Genomic DNA, 23,742 nt, shown 5'->3' on the forward strand with positions numbered 1-23,742 from the left:
AACAGGGCTTACCGAGGCTGAGGATAAAGTTTTGATGAATGTTTTGTTCTATAGTATAAGCAATATGTACAAAATTTAATATATCATATTTCGAACCGTTTTCATATTGATAAAGAAAAATTAACCAGCACGTGTCAGATTTTGAAAGTGTGCCATATTGGGCGTATGCCGCATATACAGAATAGAGGAGGGGATGGGGATGAATTCTCAACTTATTTTATTACTTGTACTGTTTATTTTATTGGTTATTGTAGGTATAATTTGCTTATAGAGGAAAAAAGTGAGGAAGGGGCTTTCCTTCCTCACTTTCCATGAAATATAATTTCTATATAACTAGAAATTAATAAAATTGTTATACATACATTAATAACCCGAAAGACACCGGGCTGGCGGCTCGCAGCTATTTGTTTTCGTTCACACAGTGTATGTGTCATGAAATTCGTGTAAAATATAACAAGAAGTGCAAATGCGACAAAAACAACTGTTATAAGTGTCATGAGGCGAGACCTCCTTTTGGCTAAAATACATATACATATATTGTATCACACGATATTTTGTTCGTGTTACAAAATTCAGAAATAGAAGACTTTGTGTTAGAAAGTGAGGGAGAAAATGGACGTTGTTAGAAGATTAGAACAAGCTGAATACTATGTAGACCTACTATTTAAAATGATTGATGAAGAGAAGTGTCCATTTTATTCTTTGATCATAAAGAAAAAAGCTCGTAAAAAAGATATTGAACGTATACTAAATCTTTGTGAAAAACTGAACGAGCAATATGTAGTGGAGAAAGCAGAAGGGCTTCTTTTGTTCGATGCGCTGTTAGATCAATTTGAAAAAGCGCTTCCACATCAGCTCGAAGTACACGAAACTGCGGAAGCGCTAGCAAAACAGGGTTTATTTAAGCCGCTTATGAATGAATTCTTAAGCATGATTGCGAAAAAATAAATAGATTATTTCTTAACTAACTTTTGATCGGATTCTGTAAAGTTCTCTTCAATATCTTCTAATGATTTCTCAAAAATATCGATAAAGTCTTGTCCGTAAATATTACGCAGGATTGCAATCAGTTCGATATTTTCTGGGAACTTCCCATAAAAATTACGAAGTGCAAGAGCCCCATTAAACACTGAATTATTTTCAGGATCATACTCTTCCATTAAGCGAAGTAGTAATTCTTCCCCTTTGTCTGTAATTTCAATGTACGTATTTCGTTTATCATCTTCCTTTTTTGAGAATACAAGATAGCCGCGTTCTTCTAGCTTTTTAGAGAAGTTAAATGCCGTTGATACGTGCATAACTCCAAACTTAGCAATCTCAGAAATAGAAGCCCCTTTTAAATGATAAGCGATTGTTAAAATATGATGTTCATTAATATTTAAATCGTAAGGTTTAATCCACTGCTGCCAATCTTTCTCTACACATTTCCATAACGCTTTCGATAATTGAGCAATGCGTTGGCTGAAAATCATCGCTTCTTTTACCGAGTAATCTTTTTCTCCACTTTTCATTTACTCACCCACTTTAACATTCTTTTTCATTACTATCTATTATGCCAGTAAAATAAAAATTAATAAAGTCTTTTTGTAAGAATTGTGAAAATTTTTTAACAAAATGACATTCTATACAAATCATGCATAACTATGGAAGCGTTTTATGAGTCGTGAATACATGCGTTGTCCTTACATGTTAATTGATAACATATATTGTAAATGCATAAAAACACGGCATATCTATACGATATGCCGTGTCAAGGTCAATTTATATAAAAAATATTTGTTATATGCAAAAAACTAAGCAGGAATTTGTTTACGCTTTTTCTGGAACAGCTTCTTGCAGTTTCTCAATTGACTTTTGGATGTCCAAAATTTCTTTCTCAATATGGCGCTTGTTTTGAGAAATATCTTGTTTCCAATTAGAAAGCGTGTCTTGCATGTCATCTTTTAGTTCTTGAAACACTTCTTTACCTTCTGAAGCAGTTTCAACAATTTGACGCTTTAATAATTTCGTATCAGCTGTAATATCAGCTAAAGTCTTTTTAATATCATTTCCTTTTTCTTTTAACTTGCCGCGCATGTCTTTACCAGAAGAAGGAGTTGAGAAAAGAACGGCTAGTCCAGCAACTGCTCCGCCGCAAATAACACCTGTAATAAAGGATTTAGCTTTTGACATAAAAGGAGACCTCCTTATTTTTTGTTCGTATTCATGATGTGAAAAAATATGCATATCTTTCTTATATGTGCTATGCACAAACAATCATCCCTGAGCATTTTAGGTGAAGAAACAAGCCATGCGGAATTTGATGACTTCAGGGAAGTGGCTTGTTATGTATTACGCCTTCTTATAGTGTCATTATTTCACACTATTTGCAATTGTACTTGCGATGTTTTGTAAATTTTCCATAGTGTATTCATTTTGGTGTGATTTCCAAACAGCACCGAAACCATCTTTTTCACCGTAGCGTGGAATTAAATGAAGGTGGAAGTGGAACACAGTTTGTCCAGCTTTTTCACCGTTATTGTTAAGTAGGTTAAAGCCAACTGGATTAAACTCTGTTTTAATCGCATTTGCGATTTTTGGAACGACAGAAAAAATATGTGATGCGATTTCTGGCGTTAACGCAAAAATGTCTTGTTTGTGAACTTTCGGAATAACAAGAGTATGTCCTTTTGTTACTTGACTAATATCTAAAAATGCAAGCACATGTTCATCTTCGTATACTTTTGAGCAAGGGATTTGCCCGTCAATGATTTTACAAAAAATACAATTGTCTGCTGTATGATTCATTGATCTCATCCTTTCAAATATCCTTAGCCGTATTTTACCATAATTACATAAGAGAACAAACACGAAAAACAGGAAGCTGACTCAGCTTCCTGTTTTCTGAAGAGGGATTGAAAAAGCATTATCGTAATTTACGTTTCGCAGACACCTCATTTATTTAAGAAATGCACGGTAAATCGGCTAAAGTTTCTGCCGTAGACACCCCATTTTCAAGTGAAATGAATTGCAATCTTTTTTTAAATGAAATTGTTTATTTTTTAAAACAGTATATGCTCTTTCAGAGACACCCCGTTTCGAAAATGAAACAAATGATCTGGTTATGTGTAAATTTCATTGTCCAACTTGGACACCCCATTTCATGATGACTTCACTATGTTGTTGTACTCATCAATTGGTGGTTGCTTTTTCAATGTGTTCCTTCTTCAATAATTATGATGTCCGCTTTCGGGAAATTATATGCTAATAAATTTAAAAATTTTTTTTGAGTACATGGATACTATGTAGTACAGCATAATTTTTGGTAAGATGAATATAGAATGAATACTAATGAAGAAAGTGGTGTCGTATGAGCGAGTTATTGCGTGTAGAAAATGTTACAGGAGGATATACGAAACGACCTGTATTAAAAGACGTTTCGTTCTCTGTTAATAAAGGCGAACTTGTCGGCTTAATCGGTTTAAATGGAGCTGGTAAAAGTACGACGATTAAACATATTATCGGTTTAATGGAACCGAAAAAAGGAACTGTCACAATTAATGGGAAAACAATTCGTGATGATATGACAGCGTACCGTTCTAGCTTTTCATTTATTCCGGAAACGCCGGTATTATATGATGAATTAACGTTAGAAGAGCATTTGAAATTAACAGCTATGGCGTATGGCGTGGATGAAAAACAATATGAAGAACGTGTAGGACAACTACTACAAGAGTTTCGTATGAAAAATCGTTTAAAATGGTTTCCATCTCATTTCTCAAAAGGGATGAAACAAAAAGTAATGATTATGAGCGCATTTTTAGTGGAGCCATCTCTTTACATAGTAGATGAACCTTTCGTTGGATTAGATCCGTTAGCGATTCAATCCCTTCTTCAAATGATGGACCAAATGAAAAAGAGTGGTGCCGGTATTTTAATGAGCACACATATTTTAGCGACGGCAGAGCGTTATTGTGATTCGTTCATTATTTTGCATCAAGGTGAAGTAAGAGCGAAGGGAACGCTATCTGAACTGCAATCACAGTTTAATATGCCAGGTGCAACGTTAGATGATATTTACATCGCGCTAACAAAGGAAGAAGATTATGAATAGCACAGCGTTATGGAAAGAACGATTTCGTCACTTTCTAAAAGAAGTTCGTACATATAGTAAATACGTATTTAATGATCATTTGAAATTTATTTTCGTGTTCATCATCGGTGCGGGAGCGTATTATTACCAGCAATGGTTACAAACGTTAACAACTTCGTTTCCAACTGCGCTCGTAATGGCAGTATTAATTGGACTCGTGTTAACGGCTGGATCCATTCAAACATTATTAAAAGAAGCGGATCTCGTTTACTTACTGCCAGTTGAAGAAAAGTTAAAACCTTACTTCACAAAGGCATTTCTTTTTACATTTATGATTCAGTTATACATAATCGCAATCGTAGCAGCCGCGCTTGCTCCGTTATACTTCCAACAAATGAAGCAAACAGGAGCTGGCTACATATGGATCGTACTCGCATTTGTCATTGTAAAAGCGTGGAATTTATTTGTAGCGTGGGAAAAGTCATTTTTAACAGATCAAAATATACAAAGGGCTGATTGGTTTATTCGTTTTATCCTAAACGGTTTATTTGTATATTTCCTTGTAGAACGTACTTCAGTTCTTTTCATTGGTGGAATCGTCCTTCTCATGGTGTTATACCTTGCTATCATTCATCAAATGGTCAAAGGAAAGCCACTAAACTGGGAGTATTTAATTTCCGAAGAAGGCAAGAAGATGATGCTACTGTACCGCATTGCGAACATGTTCGTTGATGTACCAGCATTAAAAGAAAGAGTATCTCGCCGAAAATGGCTTGATTTCATTCTTTCGATAATCGGCGAAAAGCGTACATATTTATACTTATATACGAGAACATTTTTAAGATCAGGTAACTATTTTGGATTATATGTGCGCCTGCTCGCTCTAGGCGGAGTTATTCTTTACTTCATTCCGTTTTTATATGGACGATTTATCGTAAGCCTTATCTTCCTATACTTAATCGGTTATCAGCTATTAACTTTATGGAAACATCACCGCATGAAAATTTGGCTTGATTTGTACCCAGTAGGCGGAGAAGAGAAGAAGAAAGATTTTCTTACTTTATTAAATGCAATTCTTATTACAGGTAGCGTTATATTTACAATTATATTTGCACTAGCAACGAAAGATTTCATGATGACAGGAATTTTACTTATCGTAAGCATATTATTTAGTATCGGTTTCGTTTACCAATACGGGGCGAAGCGCATTGAGCGTTTAAATTGAAAGGAATGAACCTATGATTACATACGAAGAGAAGGTTATAAAAGAATTGGAGCAGTGGAAAGCTACATTCATGAAAGATTCTTCTATGATGACACGGTTCTCCAAAAAAGTGCAGACGAAGGTGCAACAGCTCATTCCGGCGAAAGTACAAAAGGTACTAACAGAGACGATTCGTATGATGGTGCAAACGATTAGCGCCGGGTCAAACTTTATAAAGCCGAAGCTAAAAGAGACGACATGGTCACTGCAAAGACGTGACGATGAAGTTCGTAAAAAAATGGATGAGTACAAAAAAATAGCAGCGGCAGAAGGAGCAGGGACTGGAGCTGGTGGTATTCTCCTCGGTCTTGCTGACTTTCCGCTTTTACTTACAATTAAAATTAAATTTTTATTCGATGCAGCGACATTGTACGGATTTGATACGAGTAAACAAGAAGAGCGTCTTTTTATCCTTCACGTTTTCCAACTTGCCTTTTCAAGTGACGATCACAGAAAAGAAATATGGAAAGCAATCGAAACGTGGGATACAGAAAAAGAAAATCATATGGACTGGGAAAAGTTCCAAACAGAGTACCGAGACTATATTGATTTAGCGAAAATGCTTCAGCTCGTCCCAGTAATCGGTGCCCCAGTCGGCGCATATGCGAACTATCAATTACTGCAAAGGCTTGGAGAAGTGACGATGAATTGCTATCGTATGCGATTGCTGAATAGGGATTAAAAACAAGGCGTCCTACATATGTAATGTAGGACGCCTTTTCTTAGAAGCTAAGTCCGATATAGCTAATTCCAACTATAATCAATACGATAAAAAGTACAATGATTAATGAAAATCCGCTCTTACCAGCTTGTCCCGCTTCACCGCCGCCATTACCACCACTACCGCCATTACCACCAAGTCCCATATGATATCCTCCTTATTGTTATATGTTGCTTTTATTTTATAACTTTCTGTATTTTCCAATAAATACCTTCTGTAGTGCTAACTAAATTGAAAATCATTTCGTTTTGTTTTATAATTTACTTACCGACCGGTAAGTAAAAATAAGTGAGGTACAGTATGACGAAGAATTTACAAACATCGCAGAACATTGTAGAGGCATCATTTAAACTTATGGCAGAACACGGCATTGAGAAGATGAGTCTTTCCATGATTGCGAAAGAGGTAGGTATTTCAAAACCGGCTATTTACTATCATTTTTCTTCTAAAGAAGCGTTAGTTGATTTTTTATTTGAAGAGATTTTTTCTGATTATCATTTTACAAAGTACTTTAATGAAGAGCGGTATACGAAAGAAAACTTTGCAGAAAAGCTAATCGCAGATGGTTTACATATGCTCTCTGAGTATGAAGGGCAAGAAGGAATACTACGCGTTATCAATGAATTTATCGTAACTGCATCGCGAAATGAAAAGTACCAGAAACGTTTATTTGAAATACAAGAGGATTTCTTACATGGTTTCCACGATTTATTGAAGAAAGGCGCGAGACTGGGCGTTGTGTCACAACATGAAACGGAAGAAAATGCTCATACGCTAGCACTCGTGATCGATAATATGAGCAACTATATGCTCATGGGATTCCAGTTAAAGTATAAAGAAATTTGGATTCGAAATGTGAAAAACGTAATGAAGGAGGAGTAAAAATGAAAATGCAAAAAAACTGGTGGCTCGGTTTTCTTGGATTTATTGGGGTTTATAAAATACCAGGTATGATTGAAGCTTTTCAAGCGGATGGAAATTGGATGAAGTTAATCGGTTTCATTTGGCTACTTTGGTTCGGATATTTTATTCCTGAGAAGAAAGAAGATTAAATTCCAATTTTCTGTAAAGTTACGTAAAATATAGATTAAGAGTATTCATATATTAGATTACTAGATTTGGAGTGGTTACATGGATCCATTGAAAAATGAAATTCACCCTGACATGGTCAAGGTGTGGAAAGTTCGTGCTGTAATTGAAGAAGGGATCGGTATACTCGTCATTTTAGCTTACCTTTTCCTCATGATAAAGTTTGATTGGTGGGCGTGGATTTTGTATGTAATGATTGGGCTGACAGTTGTGTTCGCACCATTTTCGTACTTCTTATTCCCGAAACTACGTCAACGTTATTACAGCTACCAACTAAATGAAGAAGAACTTGAAATTCAGCATGGCCTTTTCGTTGTTAAGCGTGTATTAGTGCCGATGATTCGTGTACAGCACGTAACGATTGAACAAGGACCAATTATGAGAAAATATGGCTTAGCAGAATTACACATTTCAACAGCAGCAACTTCTCATAGCATCCCAGGTTTAACGATGTATGAAGCTGAAATGTTGAAAACGAAAATAGCAGAATTAGCGAAAGTGAGTGATGAGGATGTATAAAAGGCAGCATCCAATCACGATGTTATTAGAGTTGAAAATAACAGACTTTATACCACTCATTATTTTCATGTTTAGCTTAAACGGAAAGTTCCCGTTTTGGTATTTAATTCCCGCTGCATTTGGTTTACTCACCGTTTTTTCAGCGTTTGAAAAATGGTATTACACAACATACTGGGTTGAAAATAACGTATTACATGTGAAACAAGGTCTCTTTGTGAAAAAGGAGAGCTACTTAAATAAAGAACGTGTTCAAACGATTAATACAAGTTCTAACGTACTATATCAAATGCTCGGTTTGAAAAAAATTCAGATTGAAACAGCTGGCGGGGGCGATGAAGCAGAAGTTAGCTTAGCTGGAATTACGGTAGAAGAAGCGACAGAGCTTATCGCAATGTTAAATGAGCCGGCTTCAGAATTGAAAGTAGAAAAAACATCAGAAGAAGTAGAAGTAAAAGAAATCATTACAGAGGAAAAACAAGCGAGAGAATACAAATTAACGTGGAAAGAGATTTTAATAGCCTCTGTTACATCTGGTCAATTTGGATTATTATTCTCATTAATCTTTTTTGTGTATCACCAAGTAGATGAGTACATTCCGAAATGGATAGAGAATAGCGTAAAGTCGTATGTAATGGAACATGATATATATGGCTGGATTTTCATGGTAGCCATGTTACTCGTTCTTTCTTGGATTATATCTACAATCGGTTACGCGTTAAAACATGGCGATTTCACAGTGAATCGAAGAAATGACGAAGTTCGCATTTCGCAAGGATTACTTGAGAAAAAAGAGCTCGTACTAAAATTGCATCGTATTCAAGGTATTACGATAAAAGAAAGTATTTTACGCCAACCATTCGGTTATTGTGCTGTGCAAGTAGAAGTCATTCAAAGTAAAGGAATGGGTGACGAAAAAGAAAAGGTTACACTGCACCCAATCATTCGAAAAGATCGAGTACAACAGTTACTCGCCCATTTACAATTACCATACGAACTGAATGCAAACATTATTGCATTACCAAAAGCAGCATTACGCCGCTATCTCATTGATAGTTTCATTTTCTTCGCAATGCTAGCAATCCCGCTTCTTGGAATAAGTATATACTCTGAAAAGCACTTCATCATGTGGGCATTAATTCCGCTCGCAATCCTTATCTTTACACTTGGATACGCAACATTTAAAACAAATGGTTACAGTGTTAACGGAGAACAAATTACACTTGTCTATCGTAGCGTCGGAAAATATACAGGACTTATTAGAAGAAGACATGTCCAATCAATGGAGAAGACACAATCATATTTCCAGCGCCGAGCGGATTTATGTACGTATAAGTTTTCTAGTGCATCATCTAGTTATAAAATAGAGCATACGAGAGTAGAAGATGCGGAGAGAATGCAGGATTGGTATAAGAAGAAGTTAAGTGAGAATTAAGTGGAACGGCTCGCCTTTCGCGGAAGACGGGCTATTTTTTTATGCGAAAATAATGAATAATATATGTAAAGAAACAAGCGAGGTGAATGAGAGTGAGCAAATTTTTAATACCGTATTCATTTTCTATATTAAGTTTCTTTATTTCAGCAACAGCACTTGATTTATATGATAGGATGGGAAACAATAGTGAGCTGGTTTCGCCGAACATAATTGGAAAGATAATTCAATCTACTGCGCAAATGGGAGTCCTTACATTGTATTTCGGAGTACCTATTATTTTAGGTGGCTGTCTACTTGGTGAGCTATTGTTTAGAGGTATCATTTTACGATTTAGACTAAGCTATATTCTATCTTTATTATTATATTTACTTTTAGCTTTTAGTATTGTTTCTGTAACGGTTGGAATTCCAACTACATATGAGGATTCTAATACTACTTTCATGGTAATAACTATGATTTGCGCTGTTACATTCTTTATGGGCCGGAATATATGGGAGAAAAAAGAAATGAATAATGGAGTAACAGAATGAAATATACATGTCCGTGCTGCGGGTATAGAACAATAGAAGAAGAACCACCAGGTACATATGAAATTTGTAATATATGTTACTGGGAAGATGATGAGGTACAGTTTAACGATCCTGACTTTGAAGGCGGTGCAAATGAAGTCTCGTTAAGACAAGCACAGAAAAATTTTATTGCATTTGGTGCTTGCGAGGAATGTTTTGTTGGATTAGTTAGAAAACCGACTAGTGAAGATGTGAAGGATGCTAGTTGGCAGCGAATTTGTTAAGTAAAATGTTATTACTCAATTCAATGGGAGTAATAACATTTTTTATTTAGTGCTGAAAGAATTACTGCCGTCTTATAAAGTAATAAGAAGGACTAAATTGGTAAATTTTATTAATGGATATATTTTCAATAAATACAAAAGTATAGATGTATAGTCAGCTTTGTGTGTTTAATGTTATCATATTGAATGATATGGAAATTTTTAATAGAATAAGTAACTAAAAATTCAAAGGTAATGAAGCTTTTGTTGTATAAAGAAAATACTTAGTAGTAATCAACAATATTAAAAATAAGATTCGTATTTATATAAATTTAGTAGAAATGGGGTTTTAAAAAGGAATGAGTATAAGCATAACGCGGCAAAAGATTTTGGCGGCCGCTTCTCAAATTGTGCAATGTAAAGGGGTTGCTAAATTAACCTTAGAAGCAGTGGCAAAAGAGGCGGGTGTAAGTAAAGGGGGATTATTGTATCACTTTTCAAATAAAGAAGCTTTAATAGAAGGTATGATAGTCAGAGGGGTAGAGGATTATGAAGGGGCCATTTACAATAAAGTAGCGGAAGACTCAGAGAGGAAAGGGAGATGGGTTCGCTCTTTTGTAGAGGAAAGATTAAATAATGAGAGAAGAACAGAAGAGTTATCTAGTAGTATGATGGCAGCATTCATGTTAAAACCTGAATTACTTGAGCCATTACAACAATCATTTCAGCAACTGCAAAAGAATATAGAAAACGATGAGATAGATGCAGTTTGTGCAACAATTATTAGATTAGCAGCAGATGGATTATGGTATTCGGAATATTTAGGGGTTGGAAGACTAAGCCTCGAGTTAAGAGAAAAAGTGATTCAAGCTCTTATTAGAAATTCATATAAATAGAATATACGAACTATATAATGTGAAAATAATTCACCGTTGCTTCTTTAATGTAGTGGTGAATTATTTTTTTTATTAGAAAAATAGAACAATTTTATAGAGTATTGAATTATAACCGTCCAGACGGTATAGTAATATTTGGTTTAAGAGGAAAATGAAACAAAAAAAGAATAAAAGATATTTTTAGCACACTATTCGAAAGGATAGGCCGCAAAGCTTAGAGTCTACGGTAATACATATTGGTTACTAAGATCGTCTGGTTGCACATTTTTGATGCAACCGGACGGTCTTTTTTTGTTATATAAATATAAAAAATAGGAGGGAACTATGCAAATGAAAAGTACTAAAAGACATATTTCAATGGTTTCATTAGTTTTTCTAGTATTATTTTCAGTGCTGAATGTGTGGGCTCCAGTTATTCAAGCTGCTGTGATGAAAAGTCCAGTGGACGAAATTAATATTTCCCGTACTGATGGCACGACATCTGAACCGTATCAAGCCTCAGATGGTATGAAAGTAGAAGTGAAGTGGTCAGCTAAAGAAAAAATAAAAAGTGGAGATCAATTCACAATTGATATGCCAAAAGAGTTTCGAAAAGACCTTATGAATATGAGTTTTCCTTTAAAAGATGCTGAAGGAAAAACAGTTGGTACATGTGAGATGAAAAATGGTCTATTAACGTGTACTATGGGAGATTACGTAGAAGGAAAGAATAACATTAAAGGTTCTTTATTCGTAGAATTCTACTTTGGTCTAGAAGCATATGATGGTGTTAAAGAAATTCCATTAGAATTTAACGTTGATGGTCAAATCGTCAATAAAGAAGTAAATGTAAGTAATACGACAGAGAGACCGAAGCCACAGCCCAATACAGATAATCTATTGAAATGGGGTTCTTATAATCAAGAAGATTCTTCGATTGCTGATTGGCTTGTATATGTAAATGCAACTGGAACAGAAATGCAAGATCTTAAATTAACAGATACATTAGGACCTGGGCATGAGTTAATTACAGACAGCGTAATATTAGAAGAGGCTGTATTTGAAGATGGTTATGCACCAACAAATATTAAGCCAGCAGATTTATCTAACATTAAAATTAATGCAACAAAGGCTGGATTTACAATTGAGTTTCCAGACAGTTCAAAAGGTTATATTTTAAGATATAAAACAAAGATTACTAATCCTTCTGCAAAGCCTCATAAAAATACTGTGAAATTAGAAGGTAAAAATATTAAAACTGAAGAAAAAGTAGGACAAGTATTCGTAAGTGGTGGAGGGGGAACCGGTTCAGGTGACGATAATCCACCTAGTATTGAAAAAAATATAGTTGATGAGAATGGCAAGCTTGTAGAGAATGAGCAGCTAACACAAATGGATCAAGTGATTCAATACCAAGTTGGTACACATATACCGAACGATCCTCCTAAATACACATCAATGGTAATTCGTGATGATTTAGAAGATGTTTTAGAAGTATTAGAGGCAAAAGTATATGATCAAAATGGCCAAGATATTACTTCTAAAGGGACGTTAAAGATAGATAAGCAAAGAAGTGAAGTAACATTTACGTTTGGTGAGAATTTTGACTATAAGTCATATGAAGACCAGAGAATCAATCTTAGTATCAAGGCGAAAATTAAAAATAATGCAGACTTATCTTCTTACGTAGATAAGAAGATTCCTAATAAAGCGGAATTACATTTTGATGATAAAACATTAACTTCAAAAGAAGTAACTATTACGCCGCCTGAAGCTCCAAAAGACGGTACAGTATCGATTCATAAAATAGATTCTGAGGATCTGAACAAAGGGTTAAAAGGTGCCGAATTTGAAGTTCGAAATAGTGCAAATGAAGTTGTTGCAAAACTGAAAACGGACGAAAAAGGTTTTTCAGTACCTCAAACTTTAGCTCCTGGAACGTATAAAGTTTATGAAACAGTAGCACCAGAAGGATATCAAAAATTAAAAGAACCAGTAGAGGTTACACTTCAAGCTGGAGAAACAAAAACAATTGAAATTAAAAATACTATGCAAAAGGGTCAAATTGAAGTAAAGAAAATTGATTCGGAAAATGGTGAAAAACCATTAGCAAATGCAGAGTTTGATATAGTAAAAGACGGTGTAGTAGTCGAACATATTGTTACAGATAAAGATGGTAAGGCAATCTCTAAACCGTTAGCACCAGGGAAATATATTTTAAAAGAAACGAAAGCGCCTGAAGGCTACCAATTAAAAGAAGCAGAGTTCGAAGTAAATGTAACAGGGGACGGCATATTCCCAATACAAGTGGAAAATGCAATGGTAGACAAAGGTAATATAGAAATTACAAAAGTGGACAAAGAAAACGGAGCAGTATTAGCGGGTGTCGAATTTGAAGTCCAAGATGAGAAAGATGAAGTAGTAAGAAAAGTAGTAACAGATAAAGATGGAAAAGCAAACGTTTCAGATCTATCAGTAGGAAAGTACAAATTAGTAGAGACAAAAAGCTTACCAGGTTATAAAAAGCTAACAGAACCAGTACCATTTGAAATAAAAAAAGGTATGACAAAAGCTTTAGCAATAAAAGTAGAAAATGAGCAGTTAGACAAAGGCTCAGTAGAAATTACAAAAATAGATAAAGATAGCCAAAAAGTACTAGAAGGCGTAGTCTTCGAAGTGCAAGATGAGCAAGGCAAAGTAGTAACAGAAGTAAAAACAGATAAAGATGGTAAAGCAAAAATCTCTGACTTATCAGTAGGGAAGTACAAATTAGTAGAGACGAAAAGTTTACCAGGCTACAAAAAGCTAACAGATTCAGTATCATTCGAAATTACAAAAGGTATGACAACAGTCCTATCGTTGAAAGTAGAAAATGAACAGTTAGATAAAGGTTCAGTAGAAATTACAAAAATAGATAAAGACAGCAAAAAAGCATTAAAAGGCGTAGTCTTTGAAGTGCAAGATGAAGCTGGAACAGTAGTAAAGGAAGTAAAAACAGATAAAGATGGTAAAGCAAAAATCTCAGATCTATCAGTAGGAAAGTACAAATTAGTAGAGAAAGAAAGTTTACCAGGCTATAAGAAATTAACAGAGCCAGTATCGTTTGAACTTACAAAAGGTATGACCGAGATCTTATCATTAAAAATAGAAAATGAAATGGTAGATACGGGAAATATAGAGATAACAAAGATAGATAAAGATAATAAAGCACCGTTAGCGGGAGTAACATTCATCGTACAAGATGAAAAGGGTAAGGAAGTTACGAAAGTAACGACAGATAAAGAAGGAAAAGCAAATGTTTCAGATTTACCTGTAGGAAAGTATGAATTAGTAGAGGTAGAAAGTTTACCTGGTTATAAAAAGTTAGAAAAACCAGTATCATTTGAAATCAAAAAAGGCATGACCGAGGTCCTATCATTGAAAGTAGAAAATGAAATGGTGGATACAGGGAATGTAGAGATAACAAAAATAGATAAAGATAGTAAAGCTCCATTAGAAAATGTTGTATTTGAAGTACGTGATTCAAAAGGAAAAGTAGTTGCAAAAGTAACGACGGATAAAGAAGGAAAAGCAAACGTTTCAGATTTACCTATTGGAAAGTATGAGTTAGTAGAAGTAGAAACACCGGCAGGATACAAACCACTAGAAAAGCCAATTTCATTCGAAATTGAAAAGGGTAGAGTAACAGCGCTAAAGCTAACAGTAGAAAATGAATTAGTGGATACAGGAAATGTAGAAATTACAAAAGTAGATAAAGAAAATAAAGATGCTTTAGCTGATGCAGTATTTGAGATTCAAGATGAAGCAGGACAAGTAGTCGCTAAAATAACGACAGATAAAAAAGGACAAGCACAAGTTACTAATTTATCAGTCGGCACATACAAGTTAGTAGAAGTAAAGGCACCAAAAGGGTATAAACAATTAGTAGATCCGATTACTTTCCAAATTGAAAAAGGCATGACAAAATCTCTTGCTTTAACAGTAGAAAACGAAATGTTAGACAAGGGAAATGTGGAAGTAACAAAAGTAGATAAATATAGTCAAAAAGTATTAGAAGGCGTAGTCTTCGAAGTTCAAGACGACAAAGGCAAAGTAGTAACAGAAGTAACGACAGATAAAGAAGGAAAAGCAAAAATCTCAGATCTATCAGTAGGAAAATACAATTTAGTAGAGACGAAGAGCTTACCAGGTTACAAAAAATTAACGGAACCAGTATCATTCGAAATCAAAAAAGGTATGACGAAAGTTTTATCATTGAAAGTAGAGAACGAACTGTTAGATAAAGGTTCAGTAGAGATTACAAAAGTAGACAAAGAAAGTGGCGCAGTATTAGCGGGAGTAACATTCGAAGTGCAAGATGAAAAAGATAAAGTAGTAACAAAAGTAACGACAGATAAAGAAGGAAAAGCAACAATTTCAGATTTATCAGTAGGAAAATATAAGCTAGTAGAGGTAGAAAGCTTACCAGGATATAAAAAACTAGCGAAACCAGTATCGTTTGAAATTAAAAAAGGTATGACAGAAGTTTTATCACTAAAAGTAGAGAACGAATTAGTAGATAAAGGCTCAGTAGAAATTACAAAAGTAGATAAAGATAGCCAAAAAGTATTAGAAGACGTAGTCTTTGAAATCCAAGATGCAGCAGGAAAAGTAGTAACAAAAGTAAAAACAGATAAAGAAGGAAAAGCGAAAATTTCAGATCTATCTGTAGGGAATTACAAACTAGTAGAAGTAGAAAGCTTACCAGGCTACAAAAAGCTAACAGAGCCAGTATCATTCGAAATTAAAAAAGGTATGACAGAAGTCTTATCATTAAAAGTAGAGAATGAACAGTTAGACAAAGGTTCAGTAGAAATCACAAAAGTAGATAAAGATAGTCAAAAAGCATTAGAAGGCGTAGTCTTCGAAGTACAAGACGACAAAGGCAAAGTAGTAACAGAAGTAACGACAGATAAAGATGGAAAAGCAAACGTTTCAGATCTATCAGTAGGAAAATACAAATTAGTAGAGACGAAGAGCTTACCAGGTTACAAAAAATTAACGGAACCAGTATCATTTGAAATCAAAAAAGGTATGACGAAAGTTTTATCATTGAAAGTAGAGAACGAACTGTTAGATAAAGGTTCAGTAGAGATTACAAAAGTAGACAAAGAAAGTGGCGCAGTATTAGCGGGCGTAACATTCGAAGTGCAAGATGAAAAAGATAAAGTAGTAACAAAAGTAACAACAGATAAAGAAGGAAAAGCAACAATTTCAGATTTACCAGTAGGAAAATATAAGCTAGTAGAGGTAGAAAGCTTACCAGGATATAAAAAACTAGCGAAACCAGTATCATTCGAAATCAAAAAAGGTATGACAGAAGTTTTATCACTAAAAGTAGAGAACGAATTAGTAGATAAAGGCTCAGTAGAAATTACAAAAGTGGACAAAGAAAGTGGCGCGTTATTAAAAGGCGTAACATTCGAAGTGCAAGATGAAAAAGGAAAAGTAGTAACAAAAGTAACAACAGATAAAGAAGGAAAAGCGAAAATTTCAGATCTATCTGTAGGGAATTACAAACTAGTAGAAGTAGAAAGCTTACCAGGCTACAAAAAGCTAACAGAGCCAGTATCATTCGAAATTAAAAAAGGTATGACAGAAGTCTTATCATTAAAAGTAGAGAATGAACAGTTAGACAAAGGTTCAGTAGAAATCACAAAAGTAGATAAAGATAGCCAAAAAGTATTAGAAGGCGTAGTCTTCGAAGTACAAGATGAGCAAGGCAAAGTAGTAACAGAAGTAAAAACAGATAAAAATGGTAAAGCAAAAATCTCAGACTTATCTGTAGGAAAGTACAAATTAGTAGAGAAAGAAAGCTTACCAGGCTACAAACAATTAACAGAACCAGTATCGTTTGAAATTACAAAAGGTATGACAGAAGTTCTATCATTAAACATAGAAAATGAAATGGTAGATACGGGAAATGTAGAAATTACAAAAATAGATAAAGATAGTAAGGCACCGTTAGCAGGTGTAGTCTTTGAAGTACAAGACGACAAAGGCAAGGTAGTAACGAAAGTAACGACAGATAAAGCTGGAAAAGCAACAGTTTCAGGTTTATCAGTAGGAAAGTACAAGCTAGTAGAAGTAGAGAGTTTACCAGGCTACAAAAAATTAGAAAAGCCTGTACCATTTGAAATTACAAAAGGTATGACAAAATCTTTAGCGTTCACTGTAGAAAATGAAATGGTAGATACGGGGAATGTAGAAATCACAAAAATAGATAAAGACAGTAAAGCACCATTAGAAAATGTTGTATTTGAAGTACGTGACTCAAAAGGCAAAGTAGTTGCGAAAGTAACGACGGATAAAGAAGGAAAAGCAAACGTTTCAGATCTATCAGTAGGAAAATACAAATTAGTAGAGACGAAGAGCTTACCAGGTTACAAAAAGTTAACGGAACCAGTATCATTCGAAATTACAAAAGGTATGACAAAAGTCTTATCATTGAAAGTAGAGAACGAACAGTTAGACAAAGGTTCAGTGGAGATTACAAAAATGGCCGCTGAAAGCAAGGAAGTCTTATCAGGAGCTGTGTTTGAAGTTCATGATGAAAAGGGAAAAGTAGTAGTGAAAGTAACAACAGATAAAGATGGAAAGGCAAAAATCACAGATCTATCTGTAGGTAACTACACACTAGTAGAAGTAGAAGCACCAAAGGGATATGAAAAATTAACTAATCCAATTCCATTTGAAATTACAAATGGAATGATAAATGCAGTTCAATTAGAAGTATTAAACAAATTGAATCATTTAGCACCACCAGGTCCAGAAACACCAGATCCAGAAAAGCCTGGAACACCAGATCCAGAAAAACCTGGAACACCAGATCCAGAAAAGCCTGGAACACCGGATCCGGAGAAACCTGGAACACCGAATCCAGAAAAACCTGGAACACCAGATCCAGAAAAACCTGGAACACCAGATCCAGAAAAGCCAGGGACACCGAATCCAGAGAAACCTGAAAAAGAATTACCGAAGACAGGGCAGAAAATGCCTGTGGAACCATATATGGGAGCACTTCTTGTAATGATGAGTTTTGGGTTACTCGTATTAGGTAGAAAACAGCAGAGATAATAAAGGTGAAAAGGTATCCTCAAAGTATTTGAGGATACCTTTTTTAGCATAAAAAAAAGCATCTAGCAAAAGTACTAGATGCAAATAAAAACACAAGGGAAGACAAAATTCTTCCCTTTTCCCGTATGTAATTATATCAAAAAATTTATAAAAAACTAGCTATATTTAAAATATAATTTTTAAAAAAGTTATATACATAAATAATTGCAATACGCGCAGTTTTATCTTTCTGAAAAATCCATTTCTTTAATTTCGAATATTAAGACTAATGTTGATAAATCTTCAGATAATTAGAAAATATAACCAAAAGGATATATAATATTGCTTAATAAATAATTTTAATGAATTACATATATTTCATTTGGTGTATTAATTGAATATCATAATTTTCAATTTTATTAAGCAAGAATCTCGGTTACTTATTGCATTTCTAACATAGGGTGAGATAGAAAAATACAATAGTGTGGAGGTTTTGATAATGACGTTTGTTCTTAGTAAAATGAATGGGTTTAGCATAGAAGAAAAGGTACATGAATTTGAATCTAAAGGATTCCTTGAAATCTCAAATGAAATCTTTTTACAAGAGGAAGAGAATCATCGTTTATTAACACAAGCACAGTTAGATTATTATAATTTGGAAGATGATGCGTACGGTGAATGCCGTGCTAGATCTTATTCAAGGTATATAAAGTATGTTGATTCACCAGATTATATTTTAGATAATAGTAATGATTACTTCCAATCTAAAGAATATAACTATGACGATGGCGGGAAAGTTAGACAGTTCAATAGCATAAATGATAGCTTTTTATGCAATCCTTTAATTCAGAATATCGTGCGTTTCGATACTGAATTTGCATTTAAAACAAATATAATAGATACAAGTAAAGACTTAATTATAGGTTTACATCAAGTAAGATATAAAGCTACTAAAGAAAGACCATCTTTTAGTTCACCTATTTGGTTACATAAAGATGATGAACCAGTAGTGTTTTTACACCTTATGAATTTAAGTAATACAGCTATTGGTGGAGATAATTTAATAGCTAATTCTCCTCGAGAAATTAATCAGTTTATAAGTTTGAAGGAGCCTTTAGAAACTTTAGTATTTGGACAAAAGGTCTTCCATGCCGTAACGCCACTTGGAACAGAATGTAGTACGGAGGCTTTTCGTGATATTTTATTAGTAACATTTTCTTATAAGGAGACAAAATGAGAGAGAATAAAATAATTATGATTTCTGGAGCCAATAGCGGTATAGGTCATGCTTGTATAAAATACTTTTTAGAAAAATCATTTTATGTAATAGCACTTGATATTCATAATAATAATTTAATAGATTATATGAAAACAGATATGCCTTTGAAAGTAGTGCAAATTGATTTAAGTAATAGCGAAGCGATTCATAATCTTTTTACTCAATTAGATTTAGAAAAGCTTTCTCCTGATATATTAATAAATGCAGCTGGTATTCGAGAGATAACACCTGTTTTACATTTATCCGATGATATGTTTAAAAAAGTAATTGATGTAAATTTAGTAGCCCCATTTATCCTTTCTAGGGAAGTAGCTAAGCGATGGTGTGAATCGAAAATAAAAGGTTGTATTGTGAATATAGCATCGGTTTCTGGATTAATGGCTGAACCAGAGCGAGCTGCTTATGTTGCATCAAAGCATGCTTTAATCGGATTGACTAAACAGATGGCTATGGAATTTGGGAAGCAAAATATAAGGGTAAATAGCATTTCTCCCGGTGTTATTAGAACCGAACTTACAGAAGAATACTTTAGTAATAAAGCCTTGATGTCTATGATAAAAAGTAATCAATCTTTAGATACTTGGGGGTTGCCGCAGGATATTGTTTCATGTATTGAGTACTTGATTTCTGATCAGGCCCGCTTTATTACTGGTTCTAATTTTGTAATTGATGGTGGTTGGACTGCTGGGAAAAATTTATAATTGAGTGTTTTTGAGGAAAAGCACCTGTCCTTTTTTTAGGCTGGTGTTTTTCTCACTATAAACCGAGTTTTTATTGGAGGGGGATTAATTTGCTTCAAAAGAGTTTTAAGCAAGAGAAAACGGTACCGGCTTTAAAGATGATAGCATCAATGGTTATCTTTGGATCAGTTGGATTTTTTTCTGTTCAAACAAACTTACCTTCGTTTGAATTAGTGTTTGTAAGGTGTATTTTTGCGACAATATTTTTAAGTGTATGCTGGTTGCTTACAGGGCAATATAAACAAGATAAATGGGAACGAAAAGAAGTTATTCAAGTTTTAATATGTGGCTTTTTCTTAGTATTTAATTGGGTTTTCTTATTTAAAGCCTTTGAAAATATGTCAGTTACCATTGCTATCTCAGTTTATCATCTTGCACCAGTAATTGTATTGTTAATTGGAAGTATCGTCTTTAAAGAAAAATTAACATTCATATCTATCATTTCAATAATTGTGTGTTTTGCAGGAGCTTTATTAATTGCTGGTATTGATGGAAGCTTCTCTGTCGGCTCATTAATGTCTTCAGGTATGATATGGGGATTTCTTGCGGCTCTCTTTTATGCATTTACAACTTTATTTGGTAAAGGGATTAACAAAATGAGTGCGTATGCAATGACATTTTTACAAACATTCTTGGGGATATTTCTTTTAATACCATTTATAGATTTAGATGCTTTTAGTGGCCTCACTCAAAGCAATTGGACATATATTATAGCTACTGGTTTTATTCACACAGGGATAGTATATTATCTGTTTTTTGATAGTTTACGCTATTTATCTACAAAAACCATCTCAATATTAGTTTTTTTAGATCCGGCAGTGGCAATATTATTAGATACTGTACTTACTGGATTCCGCCCAACTTTAATGCAAATAACAGGAATTCTTTTTATTTTTATTGGCATGACTTTAACATTAAAAAAATCTAAAGATAAAAAACTAAGCCAAAAAGAAAAGCGAATTGAAAGCGATGCTAGTATATCTCAACAATAATGAAATATATTGTGTATAAAACGATAAACCTTGCATGAATCATGTAAGGTTTATTTTAGTTCAATATAATTCATATTTATAATACATAATTTTCAAAACTGAGGTATGTGTTTCTTTAATATGCTTTTGATTCAACTATTTTTATTTGACTATAAATTTACAAAAATGTATATAAAACCTTATTTTTTGATAATATATAAGTAATAAATTCATAGAATTGGAGTGATGAGATGCAGCCGTTAGAAAGGGAGATTCATTCTAATATGCTGAAAGTGTGGAGGATGCACGCTTTAATTGGGGCGGTAGTTATACTAACAGTCGTAATTGCGTATTTCTTTTTTATGATTAACTTTAACTGGTGGGGCTGGTTGTTCGGACTATTAGTAACAGGAGCTATTACATTTATTCCCCTTGATTATTTTGTGTTTCCAAATTTACGTCAACGCTATTATAGTTACAGATTAAATGAAGAAGAGATTGAGATTCAAAAGGGAATGTTTGTTGTAAAACGCGTACTTATTCCGATGATCCGTGTGCAGCACGTAACGATTGAGCAAGGGCCGATCATGAGAAAGTATAATTTAGCAGAATTACATATTTCAACAGCCGCAACTTCTCATAGTATTCCAGGTTTAACGAAAGAAGAAGCAGAACAGCTGAAAAGACAAATTGGAGAACTTGCGAAAGTGAGTGATAAGGATGTATAAGAGGCAACATCCGATTACGATATTGTTAGGTATTAGGATTGCGAGTTTGTTGCCACTTATTATTCTTGTTTTATTTAAACCTGATGAACAAGTGGAACCTTGGTATTTATTTTATCTTTTTCTTCTGGTTGTTTTATTCATCATGGCTATTTTTTCAGCAATTAAATGGTATTTTAAAGTGTACTGGATTGAGAATAATATTTTACATATAAAGCACGGTGTTTTTGTAAAGAAGGAAAGCTATTTAAATAAAGAGCGTGTACAAAATATTAGTACGTCTTCTAACATCATTTATCAAATGCTCGGACTTATGAAGTTAAATATAGAAGTAGCCGGTGGTGGTAATGAACCAGAAGTGATGTTGGCTGGTATTAAAGAAGACGAGGCAAAACATTTAATCTCTTTATTACATAAGAAAGAAACTACTGTAAAAGAAGAAATAGAAGAGGAAGAAAGCAAGACGGTTTATCAGTTAACAGCGAAAGAGGTTTTAGCCGCAGCGATTACATCTGGTCGGTTCGGACTAGTGTTCTCTGGACTGGTACTTCTTTACACAAAGTTTGATTTTGTTCTTCCTGAAGGATTCACAAGTAAAGTAGAAGCGTATGTGATGGGAAACGGTGTTTATAAACTAATTGTAATTGCATTAATTTTAATGGCAATTTCGTGGATTATTTCCACGGCTGGATATGTGTTGAAATATGCAAACTTTAAAATTGAGCGAAAAGGGGAAGAGATTCGTATCGTTCAAGGATTATTTGAAAAGAAAGAGTTTGTCTTAAAATTGCACCGCATTCAAGCGATTACTGTAAAAGAAGGTATGCTTCGCCAGCCGTTTGGCTATTGTGCTGTTGAAGTGGAAGCAATTCAAAGTATTGGAGCAGCAAGTAACGAAGTAATGTTGCATCCATTTATGAAGAAAAAAGATGTACAGCACCTGATCACATATTTAGAGTTACCATATGAAATCGAAGCGGAGATCGTTCACTTACCAAAAACAGCGTTGCGTCGTTATTTCATTATGGGCTGGTTAATAAGTATCATACTCACAGTTCTAATTGCCAGCGTGAGTATATATTTTAAACAATATATTGCGTTGTTTGTCATTTTACCGTTATTTATCGTGTTTTCGTTACTTGCGTATGCTAGATATAAAAGTGGCGGTTATGAATTAAGAGAAAATCAACTAACGGTTGTATATCGTAATTTTTCGAAATATACAGGAATAATGCGAAGAAGACATGTTCAAGCAGTAGGTTATAATCAATCGTATTTTCAAAGAAAAGATGAATTATGTACAACTCTTGTAGCGGTAGCTGGGCGGGGTTATGAAGTAAAGCATATGAGAAAAAAAGATTCACTTCGTATATATAATTGGTACAAAGAAAAAGGAAACACCGGTGTGTAATGGTGTTTCCTTTTTGTCATTAAATTGATATCTTTAGTCGAATCGTTGATATATTTCAAGATGTGATAGATATATTCGGAAAATCGTTGATATATTCAAAGATATGATAGATATATTCGGAAAATCGTTAATATAATTTCACGTACTGCTAGTGTTGTATTAATTTTTAATTAAACTAACACATCAAAAGTAGTCACGAACGACGGACGAGAGAAAATACTCTTTTGCTGTTCCGCATGTGGATGAGCTGGAGCTTGTCCTTCTGCTTGTACAGGGCGTTTCTTATGAGCGTTTTCGAATGAACGTGATTCTGTCCAGTCTTTAAAGTTTTGCTCTGTTTCCCACATCGTTAAGATGACGTATGTATCGTTACTTAATGGGCGTAGAACACGGATCGCTTGGAATCCTGGTTCGTTTTCAATAAGGCCTGCGCGGTTTTTAAAGCGGTTTTCAAATACTGGGCGACCTTCGTCTGTGACAGAAATGTTGTTACAAACGATATAGCCAGGTTGTCCTTTAAATTCACCGACAGCATCTAGTACATCATATTGAAGTGAACCTTCTACAGATTCTTCTGTATTTTCTTTATAAAACATATTTTTTTCATCATTTTTTGCAGTGAAATGTGCTTGTTCTAGAGGTGTTTCGTATGAAATAATAGCCTTCATTTTAATGCCCCCTTAATAGTTTGTTTCTATTATATCAACTCTCTTAAAAAACTTCGAAGATTATATACATAAAGATACTTCTTTTTCAAATAATAAATGTACCATCATT

At 34.1% G+C, this 23,742-nt stretch carries 23 protein-coding genes and 1 riboswitch; of the genes, 17 read left to right on the forward strand and 6 right to left on the reverse strand.

All coding sequences use genetic code 11. The features are described from left to right. Nucleotides 1-302: 302 nt before the first annotated feature. Nucleotides 303-497, reverse strand: coding sequence for a hypothetical protein (locus tag MR112_RS21115; protein WP_000172690.1), 195 nt, complete (start codon nucleotides 495-497; stop codon nucleotides 303-305). Nucleotides 498-612: 115 nt separating this feature from the next. Here MR112_RS21115 and MR112_RS21120 point away from each other — a divergent pair, with 115 nt between their 5' ends. Next, the gene (locus MR112_RS21120) at nucleotides 613-948 is read left to right on the forward strand and encodes a DUF1878 family protein (protein ID WP_000383655.1); all 336 of its coding nucleotides are present in this window, start codon (nucleotides 613-615) and stop codon (nucleotides 946-948) included. A gap of 5 nt (nucleotides 949-953) precedes the next feature. Here the strand turns inward: MR112_RS21120 and MR112_RS21125 are convergent, their stop codons facing one another. The 3 genes from MR112_RS21125 to MR112_RS21135 form a co-directional block, all read right to left on the reverse strand. Further along, nucleotides 954-1,511 (reverse strand): HTH-type transcriptional regulator Hpr, encoded by a 558-nt coding sequence (locus MR112_RS21125; protein WP_000834924.1) that lies wholly within the window; start codon nucleotides 1,509-1,511, stop codon nucleotides 954-956. A gap of 298 nt (nucleotides 1,512-1,809) precedes the next feature. Beyond that, a complete protein-coding gene (locus MR112_RS21130) occupies nucleotides 1,810-2,172 on the reverse strand; it encodes a YtxH domain-containing protein (protein ID WP_000030302.1) in 363 nt (120 codons plus the stop codon). A gap of 180 nt (nucleotides 2,173-2,352) precedes the next feature. Beyond that, nucleotides 2,353-2,787 (reverse strand): HIT family protein, encoded by a 435-nt coding sequence (locus MR112_RS21135; protein ID WP_001016841.1) that lies wholly within the window; start codon nucleotides 2,785-2,787, stop codon nucleotides 2,353-2,355. A 562-nt stretch (nucleotides 2,788-3,349) separates the two neighbouring features. On the opposite strand from MR112_RS21135, the gene ecsA reads away from it, so the two are divergent. Genes ecsA through ecsC form a run of 3 tightly spaced genes read left to right on the forward strand, consistent with a single transcriptional unit; the run spans nucleotide 3,350 to nucleotide 6,018 of the window. Beyond that, a complete protein-coding gene (gene ecsA / locus MR112_RS21140; protein WP_001292603.1) occupies nucleotides 3,350-4,093 on the forward strand; it encodes an ABC transporter ATP-binding protein EcsA in 744 nt (247 codons plus the stop codon). Next, on the forward strand, nucleotides 4,086-5,297 hold the full coding sequence (gene ecsB, locus MR112_RS21145) for an ABC transporter permease EcsB (protein WP_001089130.1): 1,212 nt from the start codon (nucleotides 4,086-4,088) through the stop codon (nucleotides 5,295-5,297). Before ecsA ends, ecsB begins: the two co-directional genes overlap by 8 nt. 13 nt (nucleotides 5,298-5,310) lie before the next feature. Continuing rightward, a complete protein-coding gene (gene ecsC, locus MR112_RS21150; protein WP_000634142.1) occupies nucleotides 5,311-6,018 on the forward strand; it encodes an ecs operon protein EcsC in 708 nt (235 codons plus the stop codon). Nucleotides 6,019-6,058: 40 nt separating this feature from the next. On the opposite strand, the gene MR112_RS21155 is transcribed toward ecsC, so the two are convergent. Beyond that, nucleotides 6,059-6,202, reverse strand: coding sequence for a YjcZ family sporulation protein (locus MR112_RS21155; protein WP_000522759.1), 144 nt, complete (start codon nucleotides 6,200-6,202; stop codon nucleotides 6,059-6,061). A 155-nt stretch (nucleotides 6,203-6,357) separates the two neighbouring features. Here MR112_RS21155 and MR112_RS21160 point away from each other — a divergent pair, with 155 nt between their 5' ends. The 13 genes from MR112_RS21160 to MR112_RS21220 all read left to right on the forward strand — a co-directional run bounded on the left by MR112_RS21160 (nucleotide 6,358) and on the right by MR112_RS21220 (nucleotide 22,965). Further along, nucleotides 6,358-6,939 carry a TetR/AcrR family transcriptional regulator gene (locus MR112_RS21160; RefSeq protein ID WP_000164838.1) on the forward strand — a complete coding sequence of 194 codons (582 nt, stop codon included), beginning with the start codon at nucleotides 6,358-6,360 and terminating at the stop codon, nucleotides 6,937-6,939. Between the two features lie 2 nt (nucleotides 6,940-6,941). After that, complete coding sequence (locus MR112_RS21165) at nucleotides 6,942-7,109, forward strand: hypothetical protein (protein WP_000783813.1); 168 nt, start codon at nucleotides 6,942-6,944, stop codon at nucleotides 7,107-7,109. A 79-nt stretch (nucleotides 7,110-7,188) separates the two neighbouring features. Continuing rightward, nucleotides 7,189-7,665 (forward strand): PH domain-containing protein, encoded by a 477-nt coding sequence (locus tag MR112_RS21170; protein ID WP_000371358.1) that lies wholly within the window; start codon nucleotides 7,189-7,191, stop codon nucleotides 7,663-7,665. After that, entirely contained in the window at nucleotides 7,658-9,097 is a 1,440-nt protein-coding gene (locus MR112_RS21175) for a PH domain-containing protein (RefSeq protein WP_242245270.1), read from the forward strand. The genes MR112_RS21170 and MR112_RS21175 overlap by 8 nt, the downstream gene beginning before the upstream one ends. 86 nt (nucleotides 9,098-9,183) lie before the next feature. Then, nucleotides 9,184-9,627 carry a hypothetical protein gene (locus MR112_RS21180; protein ID WP_002025431.1) on the forward strand — a complete coding sequence of 148 codons (444 nt, stop codon included), beginning with the start codon at nucleotides 9,184-9,186 and terminating at the stop codon, nucleotides 9,625-9,627. Beyond that, nucleotides 9,624-9,890 (forward strand): CPCC family cysteine-rich protein, encoded by a 267-nt coding sequence (locus MR112_RS21185; protein WP_000877836.1) that lies wholly within the window; start codon nucleotides 9,624-9,626, stop codon nucleotides 9,888-9,890. The genes MR112_RS21180 and MR112_RS21185 overlap by 4 nt, the downstream gene beginning before the upstream one ends. 338 nt (nucleotides 9,891-10,228) lie before the next feature. Next, nucleotides 10,229-10,765 carry a TetR/AcrR family transcriptional regulator gene (locus MR112_RS21190; RefSeq protein ID WP_086404443.1) on the forward strand — a complete coding sequence of 179 codons (537 nt, stop codon included), beginning with the start codon at nucleotides 10,229-10,231 and terminating at the stop codon, nucleotides 10,763-10,765. 172 nt (nucleotides 10,766-10,937) lie between these two features. Further along, a riboswitch (cyclic di-GMP riboswitch) is annotated at nucleotides 10,938-11,030 on the forward strand. Nucleotides 11,031-11,089: 59 nt separating this feature from the next. Continuing rightward, on the forward strand, nucleotides 11,090-17,860 hold the full coding sequence (locus tag MR112_RS21195; protein ID WP_242245271.1) for a SpaA isopeptide-forming pilin-related protein: 6,771 nt from the start codon (nucleotides 11,090-11,092) through the stop codon (nucleotides 17,858-17,860). 478 nt (nucleotides 17,861-18,338) lie between these two features. After that, complete coding sequence (locus MR112_RS21200; RefSeq protein WP_000144813.1) at nucleotides 18,339-19,076, forward strand: 2OG-Fe dioxygenase family protein; 738 nt, start codon at nucleotides 18,339-18,341, stop codon at nucleotides 19,074-19,076. After that, entirely contained in the window at nucleotides 19,073-19,819 is a 747-nt protein-coding gene (locus MR112_RS21205) for an SDR family NAD(P)-dependent oxidoreductase (protein WP_001208947.1), read from the forward strand. The genes MR112_RS21200 and MR112_RS21205 overlap by 4 nt, the downstream gene beginning before the upstream one ends. Before the next feature lie 89 nt (nucleotides 19,820-19,908). Then, complete coding sequence (locus tag MR112_RS21210; protein WP_000939625.1) at nucleotides 19,909-20,850, forward strand: DMT family transporter; 942 nt, start codon at nucleotides 19,909-19,911, stop codon at nucleotides 20,848-20,850. Nucleotides 20,851-21,080: 230 nt separating this feature from the next. Then, nucleotides 21,081-21,557, forward strand: a complete 477-nt coding sequence (locus MR112_RS21215; protein ID WP_001182728.1) for a PH domain-containing protein — start codon at nucleotides 21,081-21,083, stop codon at nucleotides 21,555-21,557. Continuing rightward, entirely contained in the window at nucleotides 21,550-22,965 is a 1,416-nt protein-coding gene (locus MR112_RS21220) for a PH domain-containing protein (RefSeq protein WP_000278131.1), read from the forward strand. Before MR112_RS21215 ends, MR112_RS21220 begins: the two co-directional genes overlap by 8 nt. Before the next feature lie 170 nt (nucleotides 22,966-23,135). On the opposite strand, the gene hmoB is transcribed toward MR112_RS21220, so the two are convergent. Then, nucleotides 23,136-23,633: a heme-degrading monooxygenase HmoB gene (hmoB, locus tag MR112_RS21225; protein ID WP_000644067.1), complete on the reverse strand. Its 498-nt coding sequence runs from the start codon at nucleotides 23,631-23,633 to the stop codon at nucleotides 23,136-23,138. Nucleotides 23,634-23,742: the final 109 nt, after the last annotated feature.

This window comes from Bacillus cereus group sp. BfR-BA-01330 (genome assembly GCF_022663885.1).
Taxonomy (GTDB): domain Bacteria; phylum Bacillota; class Bacilli; order Bacillales; family Bacillaceae_G; genus Bacillus_A; species Bacillus_A cereus.

Coding starts and splice junctions, on each gene's coding strand:
- MR112_RS21115 (WP_000172690.1), bottom strand. CDS start 497: ATGACACTTATAACAGTTGTTTTTGTCGCATTTGCACTTCTTGTTATA.
- MR112_RS21120 (WP_000383655.1), top strand. CDS start 613: ATGGACGTTGTTAGAAGATTAGAACAAGCTGAATACTATGTAGACCTA.
- MR112_RS21125 (WP_000834924.1), bottom strand. CDS start 1,511: ATGAAAAGTGGAGAAAAAGATTACTCGGTAAAAGAAGCGATGATTTTC.
- MR112_RS21130 (WP_000030302.1), bottom strand. CDS start 2,172: ATGTCAAAAGCTAAATCCTTTATTACAGGTGTTATTTGCGGCGGAGCA.
- MR112_RS21135 (WP_001016841.1), bottom strand. CDS start 2,787: ATGAATCATACAGCAGACAATTGTATTTTTTGTAAAATCATTGACGGG.
- ecsA (WP_001292603.1), top strand. CDS start 3,350: ATGAGCGAGTTATTGCGTGTAGAAAATGTTACAGGAGGATATACGAAA.
- ecsB (WP_001089130.1), top strand. CDS start 4,086: ATGAATAGCACAGCGTTATGGAAAGAACGATTTCGTCACTTTCTAAAA.
- ecsC (WP_000634142.1), top strand. CDS start 5,311: ATGATTACATACGAAGAGAAGGTTATAAAAGAATTGGAGCAGTGGAAA.
- MR112_RS21155 (WP_000522759.1), bottom strand. CDS start 6,202: ATGGGACTTGGTGGTAATGGCGGTAGTGGTGGTAATGGCGGCGGTGAA.
- MR112_RS21160 (WP_000164838.1), top strand. CDS start 6,358: ATGACGAAGAATTTACAAACATCGCAGAACATTGTAGAGGCATCATTT.
- MR112_RS21165 (WP_000783813.1), top strand. CDS start 6,942: ATGAAAATGCAAAAAAACTGGTGGCTCGGTTTTCTTGGATTTATTGGG.
- MR112_RS21170 (WP_000371358.1), top strand. CDS start 7,189: ATGGATCCATTGAAAAATGAAATTCACCCTGACATGGTCAAGGTGTGG.
- MR112_RS21175 (WP_242245270.1), top strand. CDS start 7,658: ATGTATAAAAGGCAGCATCCAATCACGATGTTATTAGAGTTGAAAATA.
- MR112_RS21180 (WP_002025431.1), top strand. CDS start 9,184: ATGAGAGTGAGCAAATTTTTAATACCGTATTCATTTTCTATATTAAGT.
- MR112_RS21185 (WP_000877836.1), top strand. CDS start 9,624: ATGAAATATACATGTCCGTGCTGCGGGTATAGAACAATAGAAGAAGAA.
- MR112_RS21190 (WP_086404443.1), top strand. CDS start 10,229: ATGAGTATAAGCATAACGCGGCAAAAGATTTTGGCGGCCGCTTCTCAA.
- MR112_RS21195 (WP_242245271.1), top strand. CDS start 11,090: ATGCAAATGAAAAGTACTAAAAGACATATTTCAATGGTTTCATTAGTT.
- MR112_RS21200 (WP_000144813.1), top strand. CDS start 18,339: ATGACGTTTGTTCTTAGTAAAATGAATGGGTTTAGCATAGAAGAAAAG.
- MR112_RS21205 (WP_001208947.1), top strand. CDS start 19,073: ATGAGAGAGAATAAAATAATTATGATTTCTGGAGCCAATAGCGGTATA.
- MR112_RS21215 (WP_001182728.1), top strand. CDS start 21,081: ATGCAGCCGTTAGAAAGGGAGATTCATTCTAATATGCTGAAAGTGTGG.
- MR112_RS21220 (WP_000278131.1), top strand. CDS start 21,550: ATGTATAAGAGGCAACATCCGATTACGATATTGTTAGGTATTAGGATT.
- hmoB (WP_000644067.1), bottom strand. CDS start 23,633: ATGAAGGCTATTATTTCATACGAAACACCTCTAGAACAAGCACATTTC.